Source organism: Paraburkholderia sp. EG287B, from assembly GCF_040965595.1.
Classification (GTDB): Bacteria; Pseudomonadota; Gammaproteobacteria; order Burkholderiales; family Burkholderiaceae; genus Paraburkholderia.
The window spans coordinates 363096-380860 of record NZ_JBFRCG010000007.1; the positions used below are offsets into that span (position 1 = coordinate 363096).

Genomic DNA, 17765 nt, shown 5'->3' on the forward strand with positions numbered 1-17765 from the left:
CTCGACGAAGCGCTTCACGTAAGGGCAACCGCCTGGTTGACAGCTCAAAGGAAGCGGCCGACAGTGAGATGCCGAGTTATTGACCAGCGGAACAACGGAGATCATCGTCGCGATTGCGCGTAAGGACACCGATCTGGCCGAGAAGCTTACGCGCGAACAGTCGATGCTTTCCAGAAACGCTTCCTCGACTGCGATCACCGCCATGCACTTCCGAAAGGAGTACCCGTGGATTTGACCGACTTCGACACACTGACTTTTGACTGCTACGGCACGTTGATCGACTGGGAAAGCGGCATCTTCGCCGGCCTCGAGTCCCTGATCGAACGGGCCAGGACGCCGCTGTCGAGGGACCAGGTTCTGGAGGCCCATGCGCGCCACGAGTCGTCGCAGCAGAAATACACACCGGCCAAGCGATACCAGGAACTGCTACCGATCGTCTACAAGCGACTGGCCGAGGAATGGGGACTGTCGTTCACGCACGAGGAGTGCATGGCGTACGGGCGGTCGGTGCGGAACTGGCCGGCATTCGAGGACACCGTAACCGCGCTTCAGTACCTGAAAAAGCACTACAAGCTGGTCATACTCTCCAACGTCGACAACGAGACCTTCAGCTACAGCAACGCAAGGTTGCAGGTCGCGTTCGACGCCATTTTCACGGCGGAAGATATCGGCTCGTACAAGCCATCGCCGCGAAACTTCGAATACATGCTCGAGAAGTTGGGCGAGCGTGGCATCAAGAAGGAAAAAATCCTTCACACTGCCGAAAGTCTTTTCCACGACCACAAGCCTGCCAGTGAGTTTGGTCTGGCGTCGTGCTGGATTTACCGCCGTCATTCGCAGCCGGGCTTTGGCGCGACCATGAATCCCGGCTGGCAGCCGAACGTCGCCTTCCGCTTCAACAGCATGGCGGACTTTGCGAAGGCGCATCAGAAAGCCGCGGCGAAGAAGTAAGGCGGTATAAATGCCCACGCCCGCCGAACAGGAATCGCTGAGAACACGTCTTGCGCAGGCGCGCCGGCTACTGGCGCTTGCGCAATCGGGTTTGCATTACGCGACGAGCCCGTTCGACACGGAACGGTATACGGAAATCGCCGGCATCGCGCATCATCAACTCGCGGAAATGGCGTCGATGCAAACCGGCGATGTCGCCGCGCTGTTTGCTTTCGAAACGGGATACGCGAATCCTAAACTCGATGTCCGATGCGCCGTCTTCAATCCGTCCGGTCAGATCCTTCTCGTGCGAGAGGCCGTGGATGGTTTGTGGTCCCTGCCCGGCGGCTGGGCCGACGTAGGCGTTTCCCCCGCTGAGAACGCGGCAAAGGAGGCGCGTGAAGAAAGCGGCTACACCGTGAATATCGTTCGACTATTGGCCGTGTGGGACATGCTCAAGCACGGACATCCGCCTTCCGTGTTTCACATCTGGAAGCTGGTTTTCCTCGGGGAAATCGTGCGCGCAGGGGAAATAGCCGGCGCCGAAACCGACGCCGTTCAATTCTTCGATATCGATGACCTTCCAGCCTTGTCGCAAGGCCGGATTCTGCCGGAACAAATTCGACGACTGGATGCGCTGCGCAATAACAGTGGCGTCGAATTCGACTGAAGTTTCTCGTTGACGCCGGGGCGGCAGCTAACGGTGATGCTTCAGGCGGCGCCGGAGTGTTCCGCTCTGACGGTTGCCAGGCGGCTGCCGGCAAAGGGGTCCTTGCGCCAATCCACGCTTGGGGTTTTCACTGACTGCTGTTCAGGTTCAGCCGCCTCGCCGACGGCAAAATGCTCGAGCGACTGCCCCGCGCTCGTCGCCTGCACCACCCACCGCGGGGCGTCGCCCTTGCCGTCCCACGTGTGGCCAGCCGCATCCCGGTAACGTGCGGCGCGCATTTGCGCGGCGTCTGCCGCAATGGATGCGGCGATATCTTCGGGTTCAATACCAAATTCGGCCATCCGACGCCGCAGATAGGCCACGATGCTTTCGCGTTTTCGTTCGTCCATTTCTAGTTGTGCTTCGCTCTGAATGCAACTCTTGAGCAGAATATAGCGCAAGTCGCGTGCCGCCAGGATATCACAGCTTGAATAGGCGTCCCTGGCGGCGGTAGCGAAAGGTCCAGCGGGAATCAGGTGCTTGGCTTCTGGGAGCGTTCGGCTTCATGTTCCGCAGCCCAATCCTCCGCATGTTTTTTCGCAACGTGATGCCCCACGATGCAGCCGCCAACGGCTCCAGCAACGGCGTGGTGGCCCGCATAATGTCCGGCTACGCCACCCACGACAGCGCCTTTGAGGCAGCCGGCGGCATGTGCGCTTCCGGCGGCCGCCAGTCCCAAAGTGGCCGCCGCGGCAAGCATTCTAATTCGATTATTGATGTTCATGATAAACACTTGTGTGAGATTTGAGTTCTGGAACCGGCTCAGTTGCCCCAGCGGCCATTGTCGTGCCACTCGCGCTCACGCCATTGGTGTTCGCGACGCTCGTGTTCGCGCCATTCGTGCTCCCGCCACTGACGCGCGCGCCAGTCATCGTCGCCGCGCCAGGCCACCGCAACCGGAGGAGGCGCGTAGGCAACGGGCGGCGGAGCAACGTACACCGGTTCAGCCGGGGCGTAGGCGGCGCCAGGCAGGTTGACCCCCACGGCCAGATCGACATGCGCAAACGCTGCGCTCGAAGCAGCCAGTGCGGCCGCGCCCAGTACCACGCCGAGAATCGTCCTTTTCATTTCACTACTCCTCCGCACGTGTCGTGCGTTTCTGGTCAGCACGGTTCGGAGTGTAGGCGGCGGGACCGGACACAAGTGCAACGGCGGTGCGAGTTTCGTAACGGCGCGTTATTTCGATTGTTGCGATACGTAAAAAAGCGCGGACGCTGATTCACAGCGTTCCGCGCCAACGGGTACCACGAGGAGGAAGGGGCTAGCGGACCAGGAACCCGTAAGTCAGCGGGTCGCGTTCGTCGACGATCCAGGTCGCGAAGCCGCACACGAACGCGTTGCCTTCGACTTCCGGGATCACTGCCTGGAAGTCGCCGACGGTCGTCTCGCTGAGCACGCGACCTTTGAAGACCGTGCCGATAATGGACTCGTTCACGAGCGTCTCGTCCTTGCCGAGTTCGCCACGCAGATACAACTGGGCGACGCGTCCACCCGTGCCGGAGCCGGTCGGCGAGCGGTCCACTTCGCGGTCCGCGAATACGCAGCAGTTGGCTTGCGTCGAGCCTTCGTGGCGCGGTGCGTTGGCGATGATGGTCCCGTAAATGTGGTTGATTTCGGGAATCTCGGGATGCTCGACAGGGTAGGCGTTGTTCGCGGCTACCTTCACCTCTGCGCCGAAGCGGATGAGTTCCTCGACCGACGACTCGCGCACGGCAAGGCCATGCGGTTGACCGTCGGTATAGAAATAAAACGCGCCGCCGAAAGCGATGTCGCCTTTCACCGTGCCGAAGGACGGCGTCTCGACAGTGACATCGCGCTTCCAGATGAACGAGGGGACGTTCACGAATCGCACGTTGCCGGCGTGTTCGCCATCCCACTGAACGAACGCTTCGATAAAGCCACAGGGAGCGTCGATGCCGACACGCGTTTCCGGAACACTGCGCTGCACCCAGCCAAGCTCGACCGCTGCGGTGGACAGCGCGATCACGCCGTGTCCGCAGTGGTCGCTGTAGCCCTCGTTGTGCAGGAAGATGATGCCGAAGTCGGCGCTCGGGCTGACCGGTTCGGTCAGATAGCCGCCGTACATGTCGGCGTGACCGCGCGGCTCGAACATCAACGCGGTGCGGATTTCGTCGGCGTTTTCCTTGAGCCACGCACGACGCTTCACGATCGTGTCGCCGGGCAGGCGAGGCAATCCGCTGGTGACGATACGGAACGCTTCGCCGCCGGTATGCACTTCGACGGTCGTAATGGTACGAGTAGTCTTCATGATGTCTTTACGCTATTGGCTCACTGACCGTACGGAACCGGCAGGCCGTCCTTGATGATGTAGACGGTCGTCGGCGCGCCCACGAGGTCGCCGTTTGCATCGAATGAGTAAGTGCCCGCAACGCCCTTGTAGTCGGTCTTCGCCAACTGGGCGACGAGCTTCGCCTTGTCGGTGGTGGTGCCGGCCTTGACCATTGCGTCGGCGAGCAGCTTCACGCCGTCGTAGTAGTTGACGGCATAGACCTGCGTGTCGGTGTGGTAGGTGTCCTTGTACTTCTTCAGGAAGTCACGGCCCGCCGCAGTCTTGTCGAGCGCGACGCCACCCTGCGCGCAATACACGATCGACGCGGCTTCGCCCGCGACCTTGCCCATGTCGGCCGAGCAGATGCCGTCGCCGCCCAGCAACTTCGCACGCAGTCCGCGTGCGCGCATCTGCTTGGCCATCGGGGCGCCCTGAGCCGCGTATCCGCCGAAGAAGATGACGTCGGGATTCTTCGCCTTGATGGTGGTAAGGATGCCCAGGAAGTCGGTCGCCGACGAGTTGGTGAACTCCCGGTCGACGATCTGGATGCCGTTCGCTTTCGCCTCCTTGATGAACTGCTCCGCCACCCCTTGCCCGTACGCCGTGCGGTCGTCGATCACCGCCGCGGTTTTCGCCTTCAACGTCTTCGCGGCGAACTGGCCCATCGTGCCGCCCAACTGCTCGTCGCTTGCGCCGATACGGAAGATGTTCTTGAAGCCTTGTTTCGTCAGCGCCGGATTCGAAGCGACGGGGAGAATCGGAATGCCGGCGGTGTTATAGACACGCGATGCCGGAATCGCCACGCCGGAGTTGTATGGACCCATGACGGCAACCACGCCGCTGTCGACGAGCTTTTGCGCGACCTGGACGCCGACCTTCGGGTCCGCCTGATCGTCTTCCGAATCCAGTTTGAAGGTCACCTTCTTGCCGTCGACCGTCACGCCGCTCTTGTTCAGTTCGTCGATGGCGAGGCGGGCGCCATTTTCGTTGTCCTTGCCGTTCGGCGCCTGCGGGCCCGTTAGCGGCGCCGAGTGACCGATGGTGGCGACAGTTTGAGCTTGTGCGGTGAGGGCGAAGCCGGCGGCCGTGACGACGGCGAGGGTGGTGGCGAGATGGCGCATGATGTCTCCGGATTATTGGACTGCCAGGCGAAAGCGGACTTGCACTGCTGCTGTGACGGCGCGGCGCCGTCACGAACGACGTTTAGCGCAGGGCGTCGCGAGCGACCCGGCATGCCGCCAGGTCCCATGCTGCACAGCCTACGCTCTTGAAGAGAATGGGTTTCGTCGCGTGGAATTCTCCGGAGAGGGCGTTGGCCAGCGGGGAAACAGCGTTCCAGTCCACGTTGGCCTGGATGAGGTCACCGGCTTCGTGTTTCGCGCCGACGGGGTCATCGACCACCCAGGCACTGCCATCGCAACGAATTCGTCCGCATCGGCCTTCGAACGGCCCTTTGCCCGCAACTGCGCCTCCGGGAAGATGGCCGCGAGGGCTTCCGCGTGATTGGCGGCAACTGTCGACTGGTGTTGGTCGGGCAGACATTGACCAGCTTGTGGATGGCGATGTCTGGCGCGCTCGCCGGCATGGACAGCATCAAGCCGCCTTGCTGGATGGGGATGACCAGACGCTCGGGGCTGACGACCTTGCCGGCGCCGTATTCGACGACGGTCTCGGCCAGCGCGCGTACGAGGAGGCGGTAGTCCAGCAGCGCAGCCGTCGCGGCCGCGTCGAAATTTCGGACGTCGCGTGAGGTCATTCGGAAGCCTTGGGTTCTGGGCGTCGAAAAGCGGATGCATGCGGCCAGGGGCTTTCTGGCTTCAGTCCGGCCAATTTCTCGGGGAGCGGTGTGGAACGAATCTATACCACTAGTGGGTGAATGGCAAGCCAATCTGTGCCGATCTGGTGTCGACGTGGACTTTTATCCGACCAAAAAGTCGCAATGGAGGCGGAAAGGTGGTTCGGAGTTTCCCGATTTTTAGCGTGGACGCGCCGTAGTGGGCATCAGGAAGTGGTCGCGAAAGTGGTATATTTGAGAACCACCTCACGCCGCACCGGGAACACACGATGGCATCCGCTCGCTTCGAACTTGAAGGCAACTTTCGGCCCCTGCAGATTTACGAGCAGGTGTCGGAAAAGATCCGGGCCGAGATCCGCAGCGGCCGATTCCTGCCCGATGCCCGGTTACCGTCGGAGCGCGAACTGGCCACGCTGTTTGGCGTTGGGCGGCCTGCCGCGCGCGAAGCCATCGGACAATTGCAAAACGAGGGCCTGGTTGTGACGAAGCGCAACTCGGGCACTTACGTGGCATCCACGGCCGACCAGATTCTCGCCGCAGCGCCGAGCGTGGAAACGCAGCCCGGGGAATCCACATCGGACTTCAGCCCGTCGGCGACGCTCGACGTGCGCCTGATCCTCGAGCCCGCCATTGCAAGGCGAGCGGCGGCACGCAAACAGCGAGACCGGCTGGCCGAGCACTATCTGGACCAGATGGAGACGTTGACGGAGGTGGCGACGCCCGAAGAGCGCGCGCTGTGGAACAACAGCGACCGGCTCTTTCATCGTCAGCTGGCGGTGATGACGGGGGATGCGTTGCTAGCAAAGCTCGCGGAAGAAATCGCATCGACCATGGACCAGTCGCTGTGGAAGCGGCTCAAGGACGACGGGATTTACGACCCGGCTCGCATTCGACTGTACGTTGCCGAGCATCGGCTGATTTACGAAGCCATTGTCTGCGGAGACGCCGATGCGGCGGCGTTCTATGTCGAGCAGCATATTCATCGCGTGCAAAGAGATATCACACCGCAGTAGTGAGTTTGTCGCGTCTCTGGGCAGCGTCATCGAAACGACATCCAGGCAACATACTTCGTTCACCGTTTCAACAAACTGATGGTTGAAACTGGGGCCTTTGGCTAACACAGCAGAGGTCAACGATGTCGACGAAGGTCCGCAGCTATCTCTCCCCGACGCTGGTCTTACTCGCGCTCGACTGGCCAGACGGTGCGACACGTGCCGACTTCCTCGGTTTCGCCATTGAGCGGGCCCCGGGTTTCACGAGCCCGGACGGAAAGACCCATGAGGCGAGCAGCTGGCTCCCCAATCGAATCACCTTCAACGGGCCGGTGCCGGATGGGAAGCCCGATGCGCCTTCGAACATCGCGCCGATTCAAAAATTCATGTGGTGGGACGCGCGTATCGAAGAGGCCGACAGAGGCAAGCAGTTCAAGTACACGGTCTATCCGGTGGTCGGTACGCCGGACAATGTGAATCTGTTGACCGCGGAGGCGAGTTCGGTTGACGTCACGCTTCCGGCGCATATCGAAGACGGCGTGGGTACCTGGTTCAACCGTGCGGTGGTGAGCTCACAGGCTTTCGCACGACAGGTGAAGGCCATGGGAATCGACCCGCATACCGCGCCGCCGGCCGCACAGGCGCTTGAACTTCGAACATGGCTCGCCAACGACATGCAGCTCGTGTTCAAGGAAATATTCCTGGACGCGTCGCGCGCGGCGGCTGCCGTCTATCACCTGACTGACCCGCTTTGGGCGATCCCGGCGTTCAAGGAGTTTGGGAGTGCTCACGGCAAAGCGAATGTCGCCGTCGTCTACGACTCGCACCTGGTTCGCGAAAAAGGCAAGCCGCCCGCACCATCACCGAATCAACCCGCGGTCGATGAACTAGGCAGCGTCGTGACGTTCTGCCCGCGCGACAAGACGCATATCATGCACGACAAGCTCATCGTGACGGATCGGGGCGATCGGCAAGGCAACCCGGCGTTCGTCGTGGCAGGGTCTGCGAATTTCACGACGGAAGGCATTACGGAACAGGCCAACGTGCTTCACCTATTCGATTCGGCCGACCTCGCGAAACTGTACGACGACAGAACGAAAGCCATTGCCAGCAATCCGCCGATCAACCAGACCGCGGAACTCACGAATGGCTGGTCCGATTCCGTGACGGTGGGAAGCGCAGCGGTGCGTGTTTGCTTCTCGCCGGAAACGAAAACCCGACGTACCCAGATCGATACCATCGTCGAAGCGATAGGAAAGGCGCAGCACTCCGTCCTGTTTTGCCTCTTCATGCCGACCGACGAACCGCTTCGCGACGCCTCCTTTGCCGCCGGCGACAAGGGGCTGATGATGTTCGGGCTCGTCAACAACATTAGCGAAAAGTCCGCTGAGAATGCGCAAGAGGCGCAAAAAGCGGGAGAAGCCGCGAGCACGACTGCGCTGGCAAACCTCGCGCTCTATCATCGAAGCAGGGAAAACCGCGACGTCATCGACGCATCGTACTTTTCCCCGGCAACCGTGCCCGAAGGATTCGAACCCGAGCTGCGGCTCTTTCCTGGCGAAGTCGCGCCCAGTTACGCTCCGGTCATCATCCACCACAAGTTCATTGTGATCGACGCCGAAGGAGACAATCCGATTGTCTACACGGGCTCGGCCAACATGAGCAACAACTCCGAGCATTTCAACGACGAGAATCTGCTCGAAATAAAAGACACGCGCATCGCCGGCATTTACCTCGCTGAATTCATGCGGCTATACGAGCACTATCGTGCCCGCGCCGTTCGCATCGAGGAGCAGCAGCATAGAACCGTGCAGCGGCTGTTGTTGCTGCCTGACCGTAAATGGGCCGACAAGTATTACAAGGCGAATAGTCCAGAGGAGAAGGCACGGATTGCGTTGGCTTCAGACCCGGCCAGCTGATGCCGTCACCGGGCACGCCTCGCACGACGAGGGCGCTGCGCGTTGCCGGCTAAAAATCCAGCGTGAATTGAGGCGACTCGTTACCGGAAGCTTCTCCGGCGTGCTGGAGGTTGCCGGCCTTGACGCCCAGCAGCCTGATGGATTTAACGAGTTCGACTCTTTTCAGGCACTCGGTCGCCGCGCGCCGCAACGCTTTCGCATCATCAATAGGCTCAGGAAGCGTGACGTCACGCGTGACTGTCTTGAAGTCATTGAAGCGCAGCTTGATGCCGATCTTCCTCGCCAGATAGCCCTTGCGCTGGAGGTCGAGCGCCACCTGTTCGCATAGGCGGGTAAAAGCGGCGCTGAGTTCCTGTCTGTGCCGCACCGCGTGTAGATCGCGCTCGAACGTGGTCTCGCGACTCATCGAGACAGGCTCGCTATACGTCACCACCGGCCTGTCATCGAGTCCGTGTGAGACTCTGCGCAGCCACGCCCCGTAGCTTCGTCCAAAGTGCTCGACGAGCCAGTGCTCGTCGCGTGCAGCGATCTCACCGATCGTCGCGATTCCAAAAGACGCGAGCCTGGCGGCCGCCTTGGGGCCGACGCCGTTGATCTTGTTTGCGGCCATTGGCCAAATCCTCGATTGCACGTCCTCCAGCGTCAGGATGGTGATGCCGTCCGGCTTTTGCATATCGGAGCACAGCTTGGCAAGCAGCTTGTTTGGCGCGATGCCGACGGAGCAGGTGAGATTGGTGGCTTCGAAGACCGCGGACTTGAGCTTGCGCGCGATTGCCTCGGAATCCCCATTCGTGAGTGAAACATCTGCGTAGACCTCGTCGATTCCAACGTCTTCCATGCTCGAACTGATTGACCGGACGGCATCCTTGAACAGTCGCGAGTAGGTTCGGTAGAGGTCGAAGTTCACTGGAAGGAGAATCGCATCCGGCGCTAACCGGGCGGCCTTCATCGCGGGCATGCCGGAATGAACGCCGAGTGCGCGAGCCTCGTAGGTCGCGGTCGTCAGAACCCCTCTGCCCACATAGTCGCGTAGCCGCGAGAACTCGCGTGTGCCGTCCGGCTTCGTTCGGGGCGCGTCCGAGCGACGACCGGCAACCACCATGGCTTTGCCTCGTAGTTCGGGATACTGCGAAAGTTCACACGACGCAAAGAATGCGTCCATGTCGATGTGGGCTATGCGCCGATCATCTGGCATGCCTTGGTACTCAAAAATAGCTCTCGATGGCTCCGCGCGACCGACACGCTACGTTGCGTTTTGCGGATATTCCCGGAACTGTACATTTATACAGTAATTTTGTCGGGATGCTGAATCTGATTCGGAGATATTTTTCGAGTGCGCAAGGGTTCGCAAACGTCTTCTTATGTGGCCTCCCCACAAACCTGGGCGCGGAAACAAAAAAAGCCCGCCGGCGTGGCGGGCTGCTGCGACGAGGCCGGTGAAACAGCCTCTCATGGTGTCAGTCCTGGCGCGAATGCAAACGCCGGTAGACGCTCCAGATCGCCACGCCGGCGATCACGATAACGGCGGTGAGAATAAGCATGTTCAGTCCTCCGGTTGCTTGTCTGTTTCGTAATGCCTCAATGCTACGGAGCCTGCGTGCGGGCGAGGAGTGGCGCGACGTCGCGAATGGAGTACCTGGTCGAATTCCGGTCCGCTAGAGATTCAGCATTCACACGTCATCAGGAGCGGGGTTCGCGAGCCGGCCCCAAATTGCATGGCATCGACCCTCCGATTTACTTTGCATGCGAACTACCTATATACTTCGCATGCAAACTAAATTTCAGGAGAGCACATGAGCGCGGAAATTCACGTCGATCAAGCCGACGGCATTCTGACGATTACGCTTGCCCGACCGGACAAGAAGAATGCATTGACGAATGAGATGTATGGCACGCTGGCCGACATCATCGAGAACGCGGAGCACGACAGCCGTGTGCGCGTATTGCTGGTGCAAGGGGACGGAGACATGTTCACCGCGGGCAACGATGTGGGCGAGTTCGCAGCCATAGCATCGGGTAAGGGGCCCAGTGAGCGACACGTGCATCGCTTTTTGCATGCCCTGGCGAAGTCGAGCGTGCCTATCATCGCGGCGGTCCAGGGCAAGGCGGTCGGTATCGGCACGACGATGCTGCTGCACTGCGACTACGTCCTGCTCGCGCCGGACGCAGAACTGATCACCCCGTTCGTCAATCTCGCGCTCGTCCCCGAGGCGGCGTCCAGCTACCTGCTGCCGCTGCGCGTGGGCCACGTGCGGGCCTTCGAGATGTTTGCGCTGGGCGAGTCGCTCGACGCGCAAACCGCTGTCGCGTGGGGCCTTGCCAACAAGGTCTGCGCAAAGGAGCAACTACGCGACGATGCACGCAGGATGGCCGAAAGAATCGCCGCCAAGCCGGCCGGTTCACTGAGCGCCATGAAGAAGCTGATGCGCGAAGCCGAAACGCTGGTTGCGCAAATGGACAGCGAGAGCGCGAAGTTTCAGGAGCGGCTGACGAGCGCCGAGGCAAGGGAGGCATTCGCGGCCTTTGCCGAGAAGCGCAAGCCGGACTTCGCGAGGGTTGCCCAGCACTAGCCAGTGCCTTGCTGACCGGCCACGGTCGAGGTTACGCGTCGCCGTCTTCGGCGAGCGGAAACTTCGTCTGCAGGCTGGTCAGCCATCGCGCCACGACGTCGATCTCCGCTTCCGTAAAGCCTTCGGTCAATCTGGCGTTCAAGTCTTTCATGCGCAGCTTCGACTTTTGGCGCGCGGTACGTCCTGCCTCCGTCAACCACAGGCGCGACGCCCGGCCATCGGTCTCGTCGGCCCGACGTTCGATCAACCCTGCCTTTTCTGTCCGGTCAGCGAGACCGCTCATGCCTGGTGCGCCCAGATCCAGCGCGGCAGCGGCTTCGCTCATGAGTGCGCCGTTGTGCTCACCCAAAAAAAACAGCAGCCCCGCCTGGGCTGCTGTGACGCCGCCGCCGGCCGCACGTGTTTGCGACCACCGTTGCAGCCGGCGCTGTCCCACATTCAATAGAAAGACGAGGCGATGTTTCATTTCCGCGCAGATAAAATATGTGCGATTTAGTTCGCGTGCGAATTATATCATGCGGTGATCGGCCCTTTCGATGAGGCGCATAGACGGTCAGTGGCTTGCGATTAAAGGAACGGCGAAATGTTCGCGATCGCGCGGGTCAAGTAGGTTTCCTTCTCTCCCACTGGCGCTATATGGTGGATCACGCTGCGCGCAGCTTCGACGCCGGCGAGGCGCGCGATCACCCAGGCCGCGAGATAGTGCGATGCGAGACACCCGCCCGCCGTCGCGACATTCCCACTGGCCACGAACGGCTGATTGAGCACGGCTACACCCGCCTCTTCGACCCACGGCGTAGTAGTCAGGTCCGTGCATGCGGGAACGCCCTGCAGCAGGCCCAGCTTCGCGAGTATCAGCGTGCCGGAGCACTGCGCGCCAAGCAGCTGGCGCGTTGGGTCGAGCCTGAGTTGCGACATCAGCGCGGGATCGGCGGTGACGTCGCGCGTCCGTACGCCACTGCCGATCAACACCGCGTCGGCTTCGCATGCTTCGTTTAGCGAAATTTGCGCCTCCAGCACGAGCCCATTCATCGAACGCACACTGGACGCCGGGCTGGCAATCGAAACCCGCCAGTCGGGTTGCCGGACCCGGTTGAGGAGGTTGAATACGATCAGCGAGTCGAGTTCGTTGAAGCCTTCGAAGGTCAGAATGGCGATGTGCATGGCGCCCTCATACGGTGGAAGCGGTTGTGTCGAGCCATGGTAGGGCGGACAATCAATACAATCAAATTATTGTCATGGATACATTGGGCCATGCCGGAACCCCGCTACAAACCGCTGGTCGATCGGCTCGCCGCCGAAATCCGTGCGGGCCGTCTGCGTCCCGGCACGCGTCTGCCCACGCACCGCGAGCTGGCTGCGCGCGAGGGCCTGGCGTTGGTCACGGCAACGCGTGTCTATGCCGAGCTGCAGGCGATGGGGCTCGTCAGCGGCGAAACCGGCCGCGGCACCTTCGTCAAGGAGCCGCTGCCCCGCGGACAAGGCATCGATCTGCATGCGTGGGGCGCAGACACCGTGGACCTGAGCTTCAACTATCCGTCGTCGCCCGATCAGACCGACCTGCTCAGGACAGCGCTGCGCCAGCTCGCGGCGGCCGGTGACCTGGAGTCGCTGCTCCGCTACCAGCCCCACGGCGGACGCGAACACGAGAGGGCGACGGCGGCGCGTCACCTGGCCTGCCGGGGCCTGGAAGCCAGCACCGAAACCACGCTGTTCGTGAGCGGCGCGCAGCATGGACTGACGACGACGGCGATGGCGTTATTCGAACCCGGCGACGTGGTAGCGGTGGACGCGCTGACCTACCCGGGGTTCAAGCTGGCTGCCGAGGCGAGCCGGCTGGAACTCGCACCGATCCCGGCCGCCGGACGCGGCCCGGATCTGGACGCATTGGCGGCCTTGTGCAAGCGGCGCAAGGTGCGCGCCGTCTACACGATGCCGACCCTGCACAATCCGCTCGGCTGGGTGATGAGCGCGACGCGGCGCCGCGAGCTCGTCGCCATCGCACGACGACATGGGCTGATCCTGATCGAGGACGCCGCTTATGCGTTCCTCGCGGACGATGCGCCGCCGCCGCTGGCATCGCTCGCGCCGGAGACAACGGTCTATGTGTCGAGCCTGTCGAAGAGTGTTGCGACGGGTCTGCGCATCGGATTCATCCACGCACCGCACGAATGGGTGCCGAGGTTCGAACGGACGATCCGGGCGACGACGTGGAACACGCCGGCGACCATGACAGCCATCGCGTGCGGCTGGATGGAAGACGGCACGGCAGCGAGGCTCGAAGACGAGAAGCGGCGCGATGCTGCGATACGTCAGCGCCTTGCCGCCGAAGTGCTGGGTCCGCTCAAGAGAATAGGGCACCCAGCGTCGTACTTCATCTGGATGCCACTCGAACCCGAGGTCCGCGCCGACGCGATCGCGATGGCGTTGATGCGCGAACGAATTTCCGTGGCGACCGCACTGCCGTTTTCGACGTCGGCTTATGTGCCTCACGCCATTCGCCTCGCCATCGGTTCCGTCGATCTGGCCACGCTCGAGCGGTCGCTGGAGACAGTGGCTCGTGTGGTTGCCGAATATACGTATTGAACGGAGTGCGGGATGGCGGGATATGTCTGGCAGGTTTCGGGTACATCCCCGAAGGCCGCAAACAACCCCTGACGGACGAACGTCGCCTCGTTCAAAAAACGGCTGCTTTCGAGGTTCAACAGCCATTTAAACCGCCAGTTCGGAGAGTGCTCGCGCAAATCGGCTGTGCGAGCTTTTTCAAAAGTGGTCTTTTTGAACAGATGTCCTCACCCTGACGCCGGATCTGATGGTCGAGGAGTATCACGATCATCATCACGCTGATATCTCGAAGTTGTTCGATCACGATAGCCTCGCCATCATGGATTTCGAGGAGTCGCTCAACTATGACATCAAGTTGCTTCGTGCGAGCCCGGCAGTGCCGAAGCACGTCAAGCTCTATGGTTTCTTCTACGAAATCAGTTCGGGCAAGTTGACCGAGGTGGTGCGGGACATTCCGGCAGAGATCGCGGTGTGAACGAGTGAATGCGGCGGTGCCGTGGCGGCGCGAGACGAAAGGGGCGAATAACACACAAGTCGAACCTGCTGCCACCGTGCCACATCTCGATGGGTACTGCGCGACCGCGATCGGCAGCGTGCTATCCGTTTCAGGCCGCCTAATAGCGCTGTCCAAAAAACCAAACGGCCTCTGTCGTTCGACAGCGCACTCATCTGTCCCATTCAACCGCATTAAATCTGGACTTTGGATGAGTCATCAACGACGACGAATTGTGAATAGCGTCGCCACGAGCCTGCAAACAGGGTGAAAACCGTCATGGGCATGCCCCCACTCGCTCGTCTCTGGCTCGCGCAACCATGCCCGCGACCGGGTGGCTGGCGGAAATTTTTTGCGTCGAGCGGGAATATTTGAAGTGCAGCGGTCGTTTAGCCTGCGGCGATATCTCGCCAGTCAGACGAGGAGGGAAGATATGTCTCAGATCTCGTGGGGTCTCAAAGCGGCGGCCGTGATTGTTTTCGCCGCCGGTTTCACAATCGGACATGCTGCTGCCGATGAGGCTTACGTCGTCACACCGCTTATATCCAACCTGGCAGGCTCTGCCCCGAAGGTCGACGGGGTACTGCAGAACGCCTGGGGTATCGCCTTTAGTCCGGCAGGCAGTCCATTCTGGATCAACGACAATGCCACAGGCTGCTCCACGCTCTATGACGGCCAGGGGGCAAAGGTGGCGCTGCAGGTCTCCATCCCGCTGCCAGGCAACGTCATACCGGCCGGCGCATGTCATCCCGTCTTTGCCAACAATCCACCGAAACCCACGCCCGCGGCGCCAACCGGGATAGTTTGGAATCCTTCGTCGTCTTTTCTCGTCCCAGGTACCAACATCCCGGCCGTATTCATCTTCGCGACCGAAGACGGCACGATTTCCGCCTGGGCCGGTGGGTTGAATCCGGCGAACAATGCTGTGATCGCGGTCGATAATTCGTCCAATCCCTCCGCCGCCAGCGGGGCCGTTTACAAAGGGCTCGTCTTCGGAGTGAATGCGCAAGGGGGATTCCTCTTTGCGACGAACTTCCGTGCGGGCCGGATCGATGTATTCGGACCGAACGGTTCGAACGGCTTGTTCGCGCCCGCGACGACGGACGGTGGCTTCGCCGACCCGAACATCCCGGCCGGCTACGCCCCGTTTGGTATCGCGAACATCGACGGAGACCTGTTCGTCACATATGCGCAGCAAGACGGCCCGAAGCATGACGACGTTGCAGGCCGTGGTCATGGATTCGTCGATGTATTCGATACCGACGGCCACCTGCTGCGCCGCTTTGCGAGCCAGGGGCCGCTCGACTCGCCCTGGGGCGTAACGCGAGCGTCGTTTGCGTTTGGGCGCTTCAGCGGCAAGATCCTCGTTGGCAACTTCGGCAACGGCCGAATCAATGTCTTCGACAATGACGGCACGTTCGTCGATCAACTGGAGAATGAGTTCGGCAATCCACTGGCTATCGACGGCCTGTGGACGCTGACACTCGGAGGAGGGCGCAATTCGAGCCCGGACACGCTGTACTTTTCGGCAGGTCCTAACAAGGAGTCGAATGGACTCTTCGGTATCATTGCGCCAGTAAATGGCACCAAAGGACGAACGTCCGCTCAGAACGGGCAATGATCCGCAGCGTGGTTCCCCGGTGATGCCGAATCGAATTGAGCCGAAGGACTCCACTTCAGCCGGTCGCGGAACTCGCTAGACGCGGCCGGCGCTTCCCGGTTAGACGGGGATCTGCCTGTTCTCTGCCGATCGCCCAAAATGCGCGATGCGAATCGCCGGAACGCAATGCCCGGCCGTGGCTCGTGCAAACGTACGTGCGCAGTGGCAGCTGATGAAATAAATTGCCCACCAACGCGGCGGGCAATTTTCTACGCCAATGCCGAATGCGATATTCCTCGTCTCGCAGTCCTTCTACGACGATCCGCCTCGATGGCCGCGGGATGAAGGTTCTGACGGCCGCTTAGAAGCGGGTCAGCATGCCGATCGCAGCCATCACCTGATTGCTCGTCGCCGAGAAACCGCCGGCGTTGTACATCACTGCGACGTTGTTGTGACCGATCGCGCGCTGGTACATCGCTTCTCCATACACTTCCGTGCGCTTCGACAGCGAGTAGCGCGCAATCGCGTTGACCTGATTCCACTTCGGATCGGAGCCGACGTTCGACTTGCTCACACCGTTCAGATGACCGTCCGTGAAAGTATCCATGAGGCCGAGATTCAGCGCCGGCGTGAGGGCGTACTTGACGTTCAGTTCATAGTTGTCGAAGTGCGTCGAACCGCTCACCGGGTTCAGGCCGAATGCGGACGTGTTCTGGTACTGGCTGTGCGTATAGACGAAGTTGACCGCCGCCGGGCCGAACGTATAGCCGATGCCTGCACCGACCGTGCGCTGCACATCCGCCGTCAGGTTGCCGCCGCCTGCGGTCGACTTGAACTCGCTGGGGTCAGCCGCAACGTTCTGGTTCGCTGTGCCCGCAGGGGTGCTCGCCGCTGCCGAGCCGTTGATCTGGAGGTAGGCCGCGGCCAGTCGCAGCGGGCCGTTGTTGTAGCTCACGCCAGCACTGTACGCACGATCGACGGCGAAGCTGGTGCTGTTGCTGAATGCGTACATGCCGCCAAACTTGAAGCCGGCGTAGTCGATACTCGCGAATTTCACCGAGTTGCTGAAGCGGACCGTATGTTGCAGGTTGTCGTTGTCGTACACGTGCGCGAAGCCTGAGTCGCCGAACGTGCCGGCCGTGCCGGACAGCGGCGCCACGTAGTCGACCATCGAGTCATACTGGCGGCCCATCGTGAGGGTGCCGTATTGATCGGTGCTCAGGCCGACGAACGCTTGACGGCCGAACATGCGACCACCCTGGCCGAGCGTGCCGTTGTTGACGTTGAAGCCGTTTTCGAGCACGAAGATCGCATGCAGACCGCCGCCGAGATCCTCGCTGCCGCGCAGACCGAAGCGGCTGCCGCTGATATTGCCGCTTGCGAGTGCGACGCGCGAGCTACCGTGGCCGGGCGCGCCGTTCTGAACGTTGTTCGTATAAGAGATGCCCGCGTCGATCAGGCCGTACAGGGTGACCGAGCTCTGAGCACTGGCCGCCGACGCTGCAGATGCTGCGCAAACGGCGACGGCAATGGAAATCTTCTTCATGAGATGACACCCGATGGCGTAAGAGGAAACAATCGCGCCAGTCTATAGCCGCGTCCGGAGCAGAAGCCGAATCGCCCTTGAAAATAATTACTGCAAGCGAATTGACTCATTCATAAAATTGCAGCAATTGAGCCGCGATTTGACTTTGCGACCTGTGGCGAGACGAGTGGCAAACCTATTCGTTTCCATAACGAGTTGTGCCACCGCAACAGCGTTGGGTTAAGTAGGCGTTTCCTGCGTGGACGCGATCGAGTTTTGCTCGCGGTCGATCATTCGTTAAAGCGCTGTCGAAACTGCGCGCATTTTGTTGCTTTAGGGGTCAGTCAGGACGAGACCTGTTTACGCATCCGGCGGCA

Annotated in this window: 17 protein-coding genes and 1 pseudogene; 8 read left to right on the forward strand and 10 right to left on the reverse strand. The window is 61.0% G+C overall.

What is annotated here, in order from left to right:
* Positions 1–225: 225 nt before the first annotated feature.
* On the forward strand, positions 226–951 hold the full coding sequence (locus AB4Y40_RS15025) for a haloacid dehalogenase type II (RefSeq protein WP_368688363.1): 726 nt from the start codon (positions 226–228) through the stop codon (positions 949–951).
* A gap of 10 nt (positions 952–961) precedes the next feature.
* Complete coding sequence (locus AB4Y40_RS15030) at positions 962–1600, forward strand: NUDIX hydrolase (protein WP_368688364.1); 639 nt, start codon at positions 962–964, stop codon at positions 1598–1600.
* Between the two features lie 41 nt (positions 1601–1641).
* Here AB4Y40_RS15030 and AB4Y40_RS15035 read toward each other — a convergent pair whose 3' ends face one another.
* The 6 genes and pseudogenes from AB4Y40_RS15035 to AB4Y40_RS15060 form a co-directional block, all read right to left on the reverse strand.
* Positions 1642–2040 (reverse strand): H-NS family nucleoid-associated regulatory protein, encoded by a 399-nt coding sequence (locus tag AB4Y40_RS15035; RefSeq protein ID WP_342918827.1) that lies wholly within the window; start codon positions 2038–2040, stop codon positions 1642–1644.
* A gap of 71 nt (positions 2041–2111) precedes the next feature.
* Positions 2112–2339, reverse strand: a complete 228-nt coding sequence (locus AB4Y40_RS15040; RefSeq protein ID WP_368688424.1) for a hypothetical protein — start codon at positions 2337–2339, stop codon at positions 2112–2114.
* A gap of 62 nt (positions 2340–2401) precedes the next feature.
* On the reverse strand, positions 2402–2707 hold the full coding sequence (locus tag AB4Y40_RS15045; protein WP_368688365.1) for a hypothetical protein: 306 nt from the start codon (positions 2705–2707) through the stop codon (positions 2402–2404).
* 193 nt (positions 2708–2900) lie between these two features.
* Complete coding sequence (gene lhpH / locus AB4Y40_RS15050; RefSeq protein ID WP_368688366.1) at positions 2901–3908, reverse strand: trans-3-hydroxy-L-proline dehydratase; 1008 nt, start codon at positions 3906–3908, stop codon at positions 2901–2903.
* 20 nt (positions 3909–3928) lie between these two features.
* Positions 3929–5050 (reverse strand): branched-chain amino acid ABC transporter substrate-binding protein, encoded by a 1122-nt coding sequence (locus AB4Y40_RS15055; RefSeq protein ID WP_368688367.1) that lies wholly within the window; start codon positions 5048–5050, stop codon positions 3929–3931.
* Between the two features lie 82 nt (positions 5051–5132).
* A pseudogene (locus tag AB4Y40_RS15060) lies at positions 5133–5685 on the reverse strand (hypothetical protein).
* A 308-nt stretch (positions 5686–5993) separates the two neighbouring features.
* Between AB4Y40_RS15060 and AB4Y40_RS15065 the strand changes: the two are divergent.
* Entirely contained in the window at positions 5994–6737 is a 744-nt protein-coding gene (locus AB4Y40_RS15065; protein ID WP_368688368.1) for a FadR/GntR family transcriptional regulator, read from the forward strand.
* Positions 6738–6859: 122 nt separating this feature from the next.
* A complete protein-coding gene (locus AB4Y40_RS15070; RefSeq protein ID WP_368688369.1) occupies positions 6860–8635 on the forward strand; it encodes a phospholipase D-like domain-containing protein in 1776 nt (591 codons plus the stop codon).
* A 49-nt stretch (positions 8636–8684) separates the two neighbouring features.
* On the opposite strand, the gene dinB is transcribed toward AB4Y40_RS15070, so the two are convergent.
* Positions 8685–9830: a DNA polymerase IV gene (gene dinB, locus AB4Y40_RS15075; protein ID WP_368688370.1), complete on the reverse strand. Its 1146-nt coding sequence runs from the start codon at positions 9828–9830 to the stop codon at positions 8685–8687.
* Positions 9831–10428: 598 nt separating this feature from the next.
* Here dinB and AB4Y40_RS15080 point away from each other — a divergent pair.
* On the forward strand, positions 10429–11205 hold the full coding sequence (locus tag AB4Y40_RS15080) for an enoyl-CoA hydratase-related protein (protein ID WP_368688371.1): 777 nt from the start codon (positions 10429–10431) through the stop codon (positions 11203–11205).
* Between the two features lie 31 nt (positions 11206–11236).
* Here AB4Y40_RS15080 and AB4Y40_RS15085 read toward each other — a convergent pair whose 3' ends face one another.
* Entirely contained in the window at positions 11237–11671 is a 435-nt protein-coding gene (locus tag AB4Y40_RS15085; RefSeq protein WP_368688372.1) for a MarR family winged helix-turn-helix transcriptional regulator, read from the reverse strand.
* A 101-nt stretch (positions 11672–11772) separates the two neighbouring features.
* Entirely contained in the window at positions 11773–12369 is a 597-nt protein-coding gene (locus AB4Y40_RS15090; RefSeq protein ID WP_368688373.1) for a DJ-1/PfpI family protein, read from the reverse strand.
* 90 nt (positions 12370–12459) lie between these two features.
* On the opposite strand from AB4Y40_RS15090, the gene AB4Y40_RS15095 reads away from it, so the two are divergent.
* From AB4Y40_RS15095 to AB4Y40_RS15105, 3 genes are all read left to right on the forward strand, one after another.
* On the forward strand, positions 12460–13791 hold the full coding sequence (locus AB4Y40_RS15095; protein WP_368688374.1) for a PLP-dependent aminotransferase family protein: 1332 nt from the start codon (positions 12460–12462) through the stop codon (positions 13789–13791).
* A gap of 226 nt (positions 13792–14017) precedes the next feature.
* Positions 14018–14245 (forward strand): hypothetical protein, encoded by a 228-nt coding sequence (locus AB4Y40_RS15100; protein ID WP_368688375.1) that lies wholly within the window; start codon positions 14018–14020, stop codon positions 14243–14245.
* Positions 14246–14696: 451 nt separating this feature from the next.
* Positions 14697–15884 carry a TIGR03118 family protein gene (locus tag AB4Y40_RS15105; protein WP_368688376.1) on the forward strand — a complete coding sequence of 396 codons (1188 nt, stop codon included), beginning with the start codon at positions 14697–14699 and terminating at the stop codon, positions 15882–15884.
* A gap of 340 nt (positions 15885–16224) precedes the next feature.
* Here AB4Y40_RS15105 and AB4Y40_RS15110 read toward each other — a convergent pair whose 3' ends face one another.
* The gene (locus tag AB4Y40_RS15110) at positions 16225–17409 is read right to left on the reverse strand and encodes a porin (RefSeq protein ID WP_368688377.1); all 1185 of its coding nucleotides are present in this window, start codon (positions 17407–17409) and stop codon (positions 16225–16227) included.
* Positions 17410–17765: the final 356 nt, after the last annotated feature.

Excerpts from the sequence above, each read along its gene's own strand:
- AB4Y40_RS15070 (WP_368688369.1), top strand. The coding sequence starts at position 6,860 with ATGTCGACGAAGGTCCGCAGCTATCTCTCCCCGACGCTGGTCTTACTC.
- AB4Y40_RS15085 (WP_368688372.1), bottom strand. The coding sequence starts at position 11,671 with ATGAAACATCGCCTCGTCTTTCTATTGAATGTGGGACAGCGCCGGCTG.
- AB4Y40_RS15090 (WP_368688373.1), bottom strand. The coding sequence starts at position 12,369 with ATGCACATCGCCATTCTGACCTTCGAAGGCTTCAACGAACTCGACTCG.
- AB4Y40_RS15030 (WP_368688364.1), top strand. The coding sequence starts at position 962 with ATGCCCACGCCCGCCGAACAGGAATCGCTGAGAACACGTCTTGCGCAG.
- AB4Y40_RS15105 (WP_368688376.1), top strand. The coding sequence starts at position 14,697 with ATGTCTCAGATCTCGTGGGGTCTCAAAGCGGCGGCCGTGATTGTTTTC.
- AB4Y40_RS15055 (WP_368688367.1), bottom strand. The coding sequence starts at position 5,050 with ATGCGCCATCTCGCCACCACCCTCGCCGTCGTCACGGCCGCCGGCTTC.
- dinB (WP_368688370.1), bottom strand. The coding sequence starts at position 9,830 with ATGCCAGATGATCGGCGCATAGCCCACATCGACATGGACGCATTCTTT.
- AB4Y40_RS15080 (WP_368688371.1), top strand. The coding sequence starts at position 10,429 with ATGAGCGCGGAAATTCACGTCGATCAAGCCGACGGCATTCTGACGATT.
- lhpH (WP_368688366.1), bottom strand. The coding sequence starts at position 3,908 with ATGAAGACTACTCGTACCATTACGACCGTCGAAGTGCATACCGGCGGC.
- AB4Y40_RS15100 (WP_368688375.1), top strand. The coding sequence starts at position 14,018 with ATGGTCGAGGAGTATCACGATCATCATCACGCTGATATCTCGAAGTTG.
- AB4Y40_RS15045 (WP_368688365.1), bottom strand. The coding sequence starts at position 2,707 with ATGAAAAGGACGATTCTCGGCGTGGTACTGGGCGCGGCCGCACTGGCT.
- AB4Y40_RS15065 (WP_368688368.1), top strand. The coding sequence starts at position 5,994 with ATGGCATCCGCTCGCTTCGAACTTGAAGGCAACTTTCGGCCCCTGCAG.
- AB4Y40_RS15040 (WP_368688424.1), bottom strand. The coding sequence starts at position 2,339 with ATGCTTGCCGCGGCGGCCACTTTGGGACTGGCGGCCGCCGGAAGCGCA.
- AB4Y40_RS15095 (WP_368688374.1), top strand. The coding sequence starts at position 12,460 with ATGCCGGAACCCCGCTACAAACCGCTGGTCGATCGGCTCGCCGCCGAA.
- AB4Y40_RS15110 (WP_368688377.1), bottom strand. The coding sequence starts at position 17,409 with ATGAAGAAGATTTCCATTGCCGTCGCCGTTTGCGCAGCATCTGCAGCG.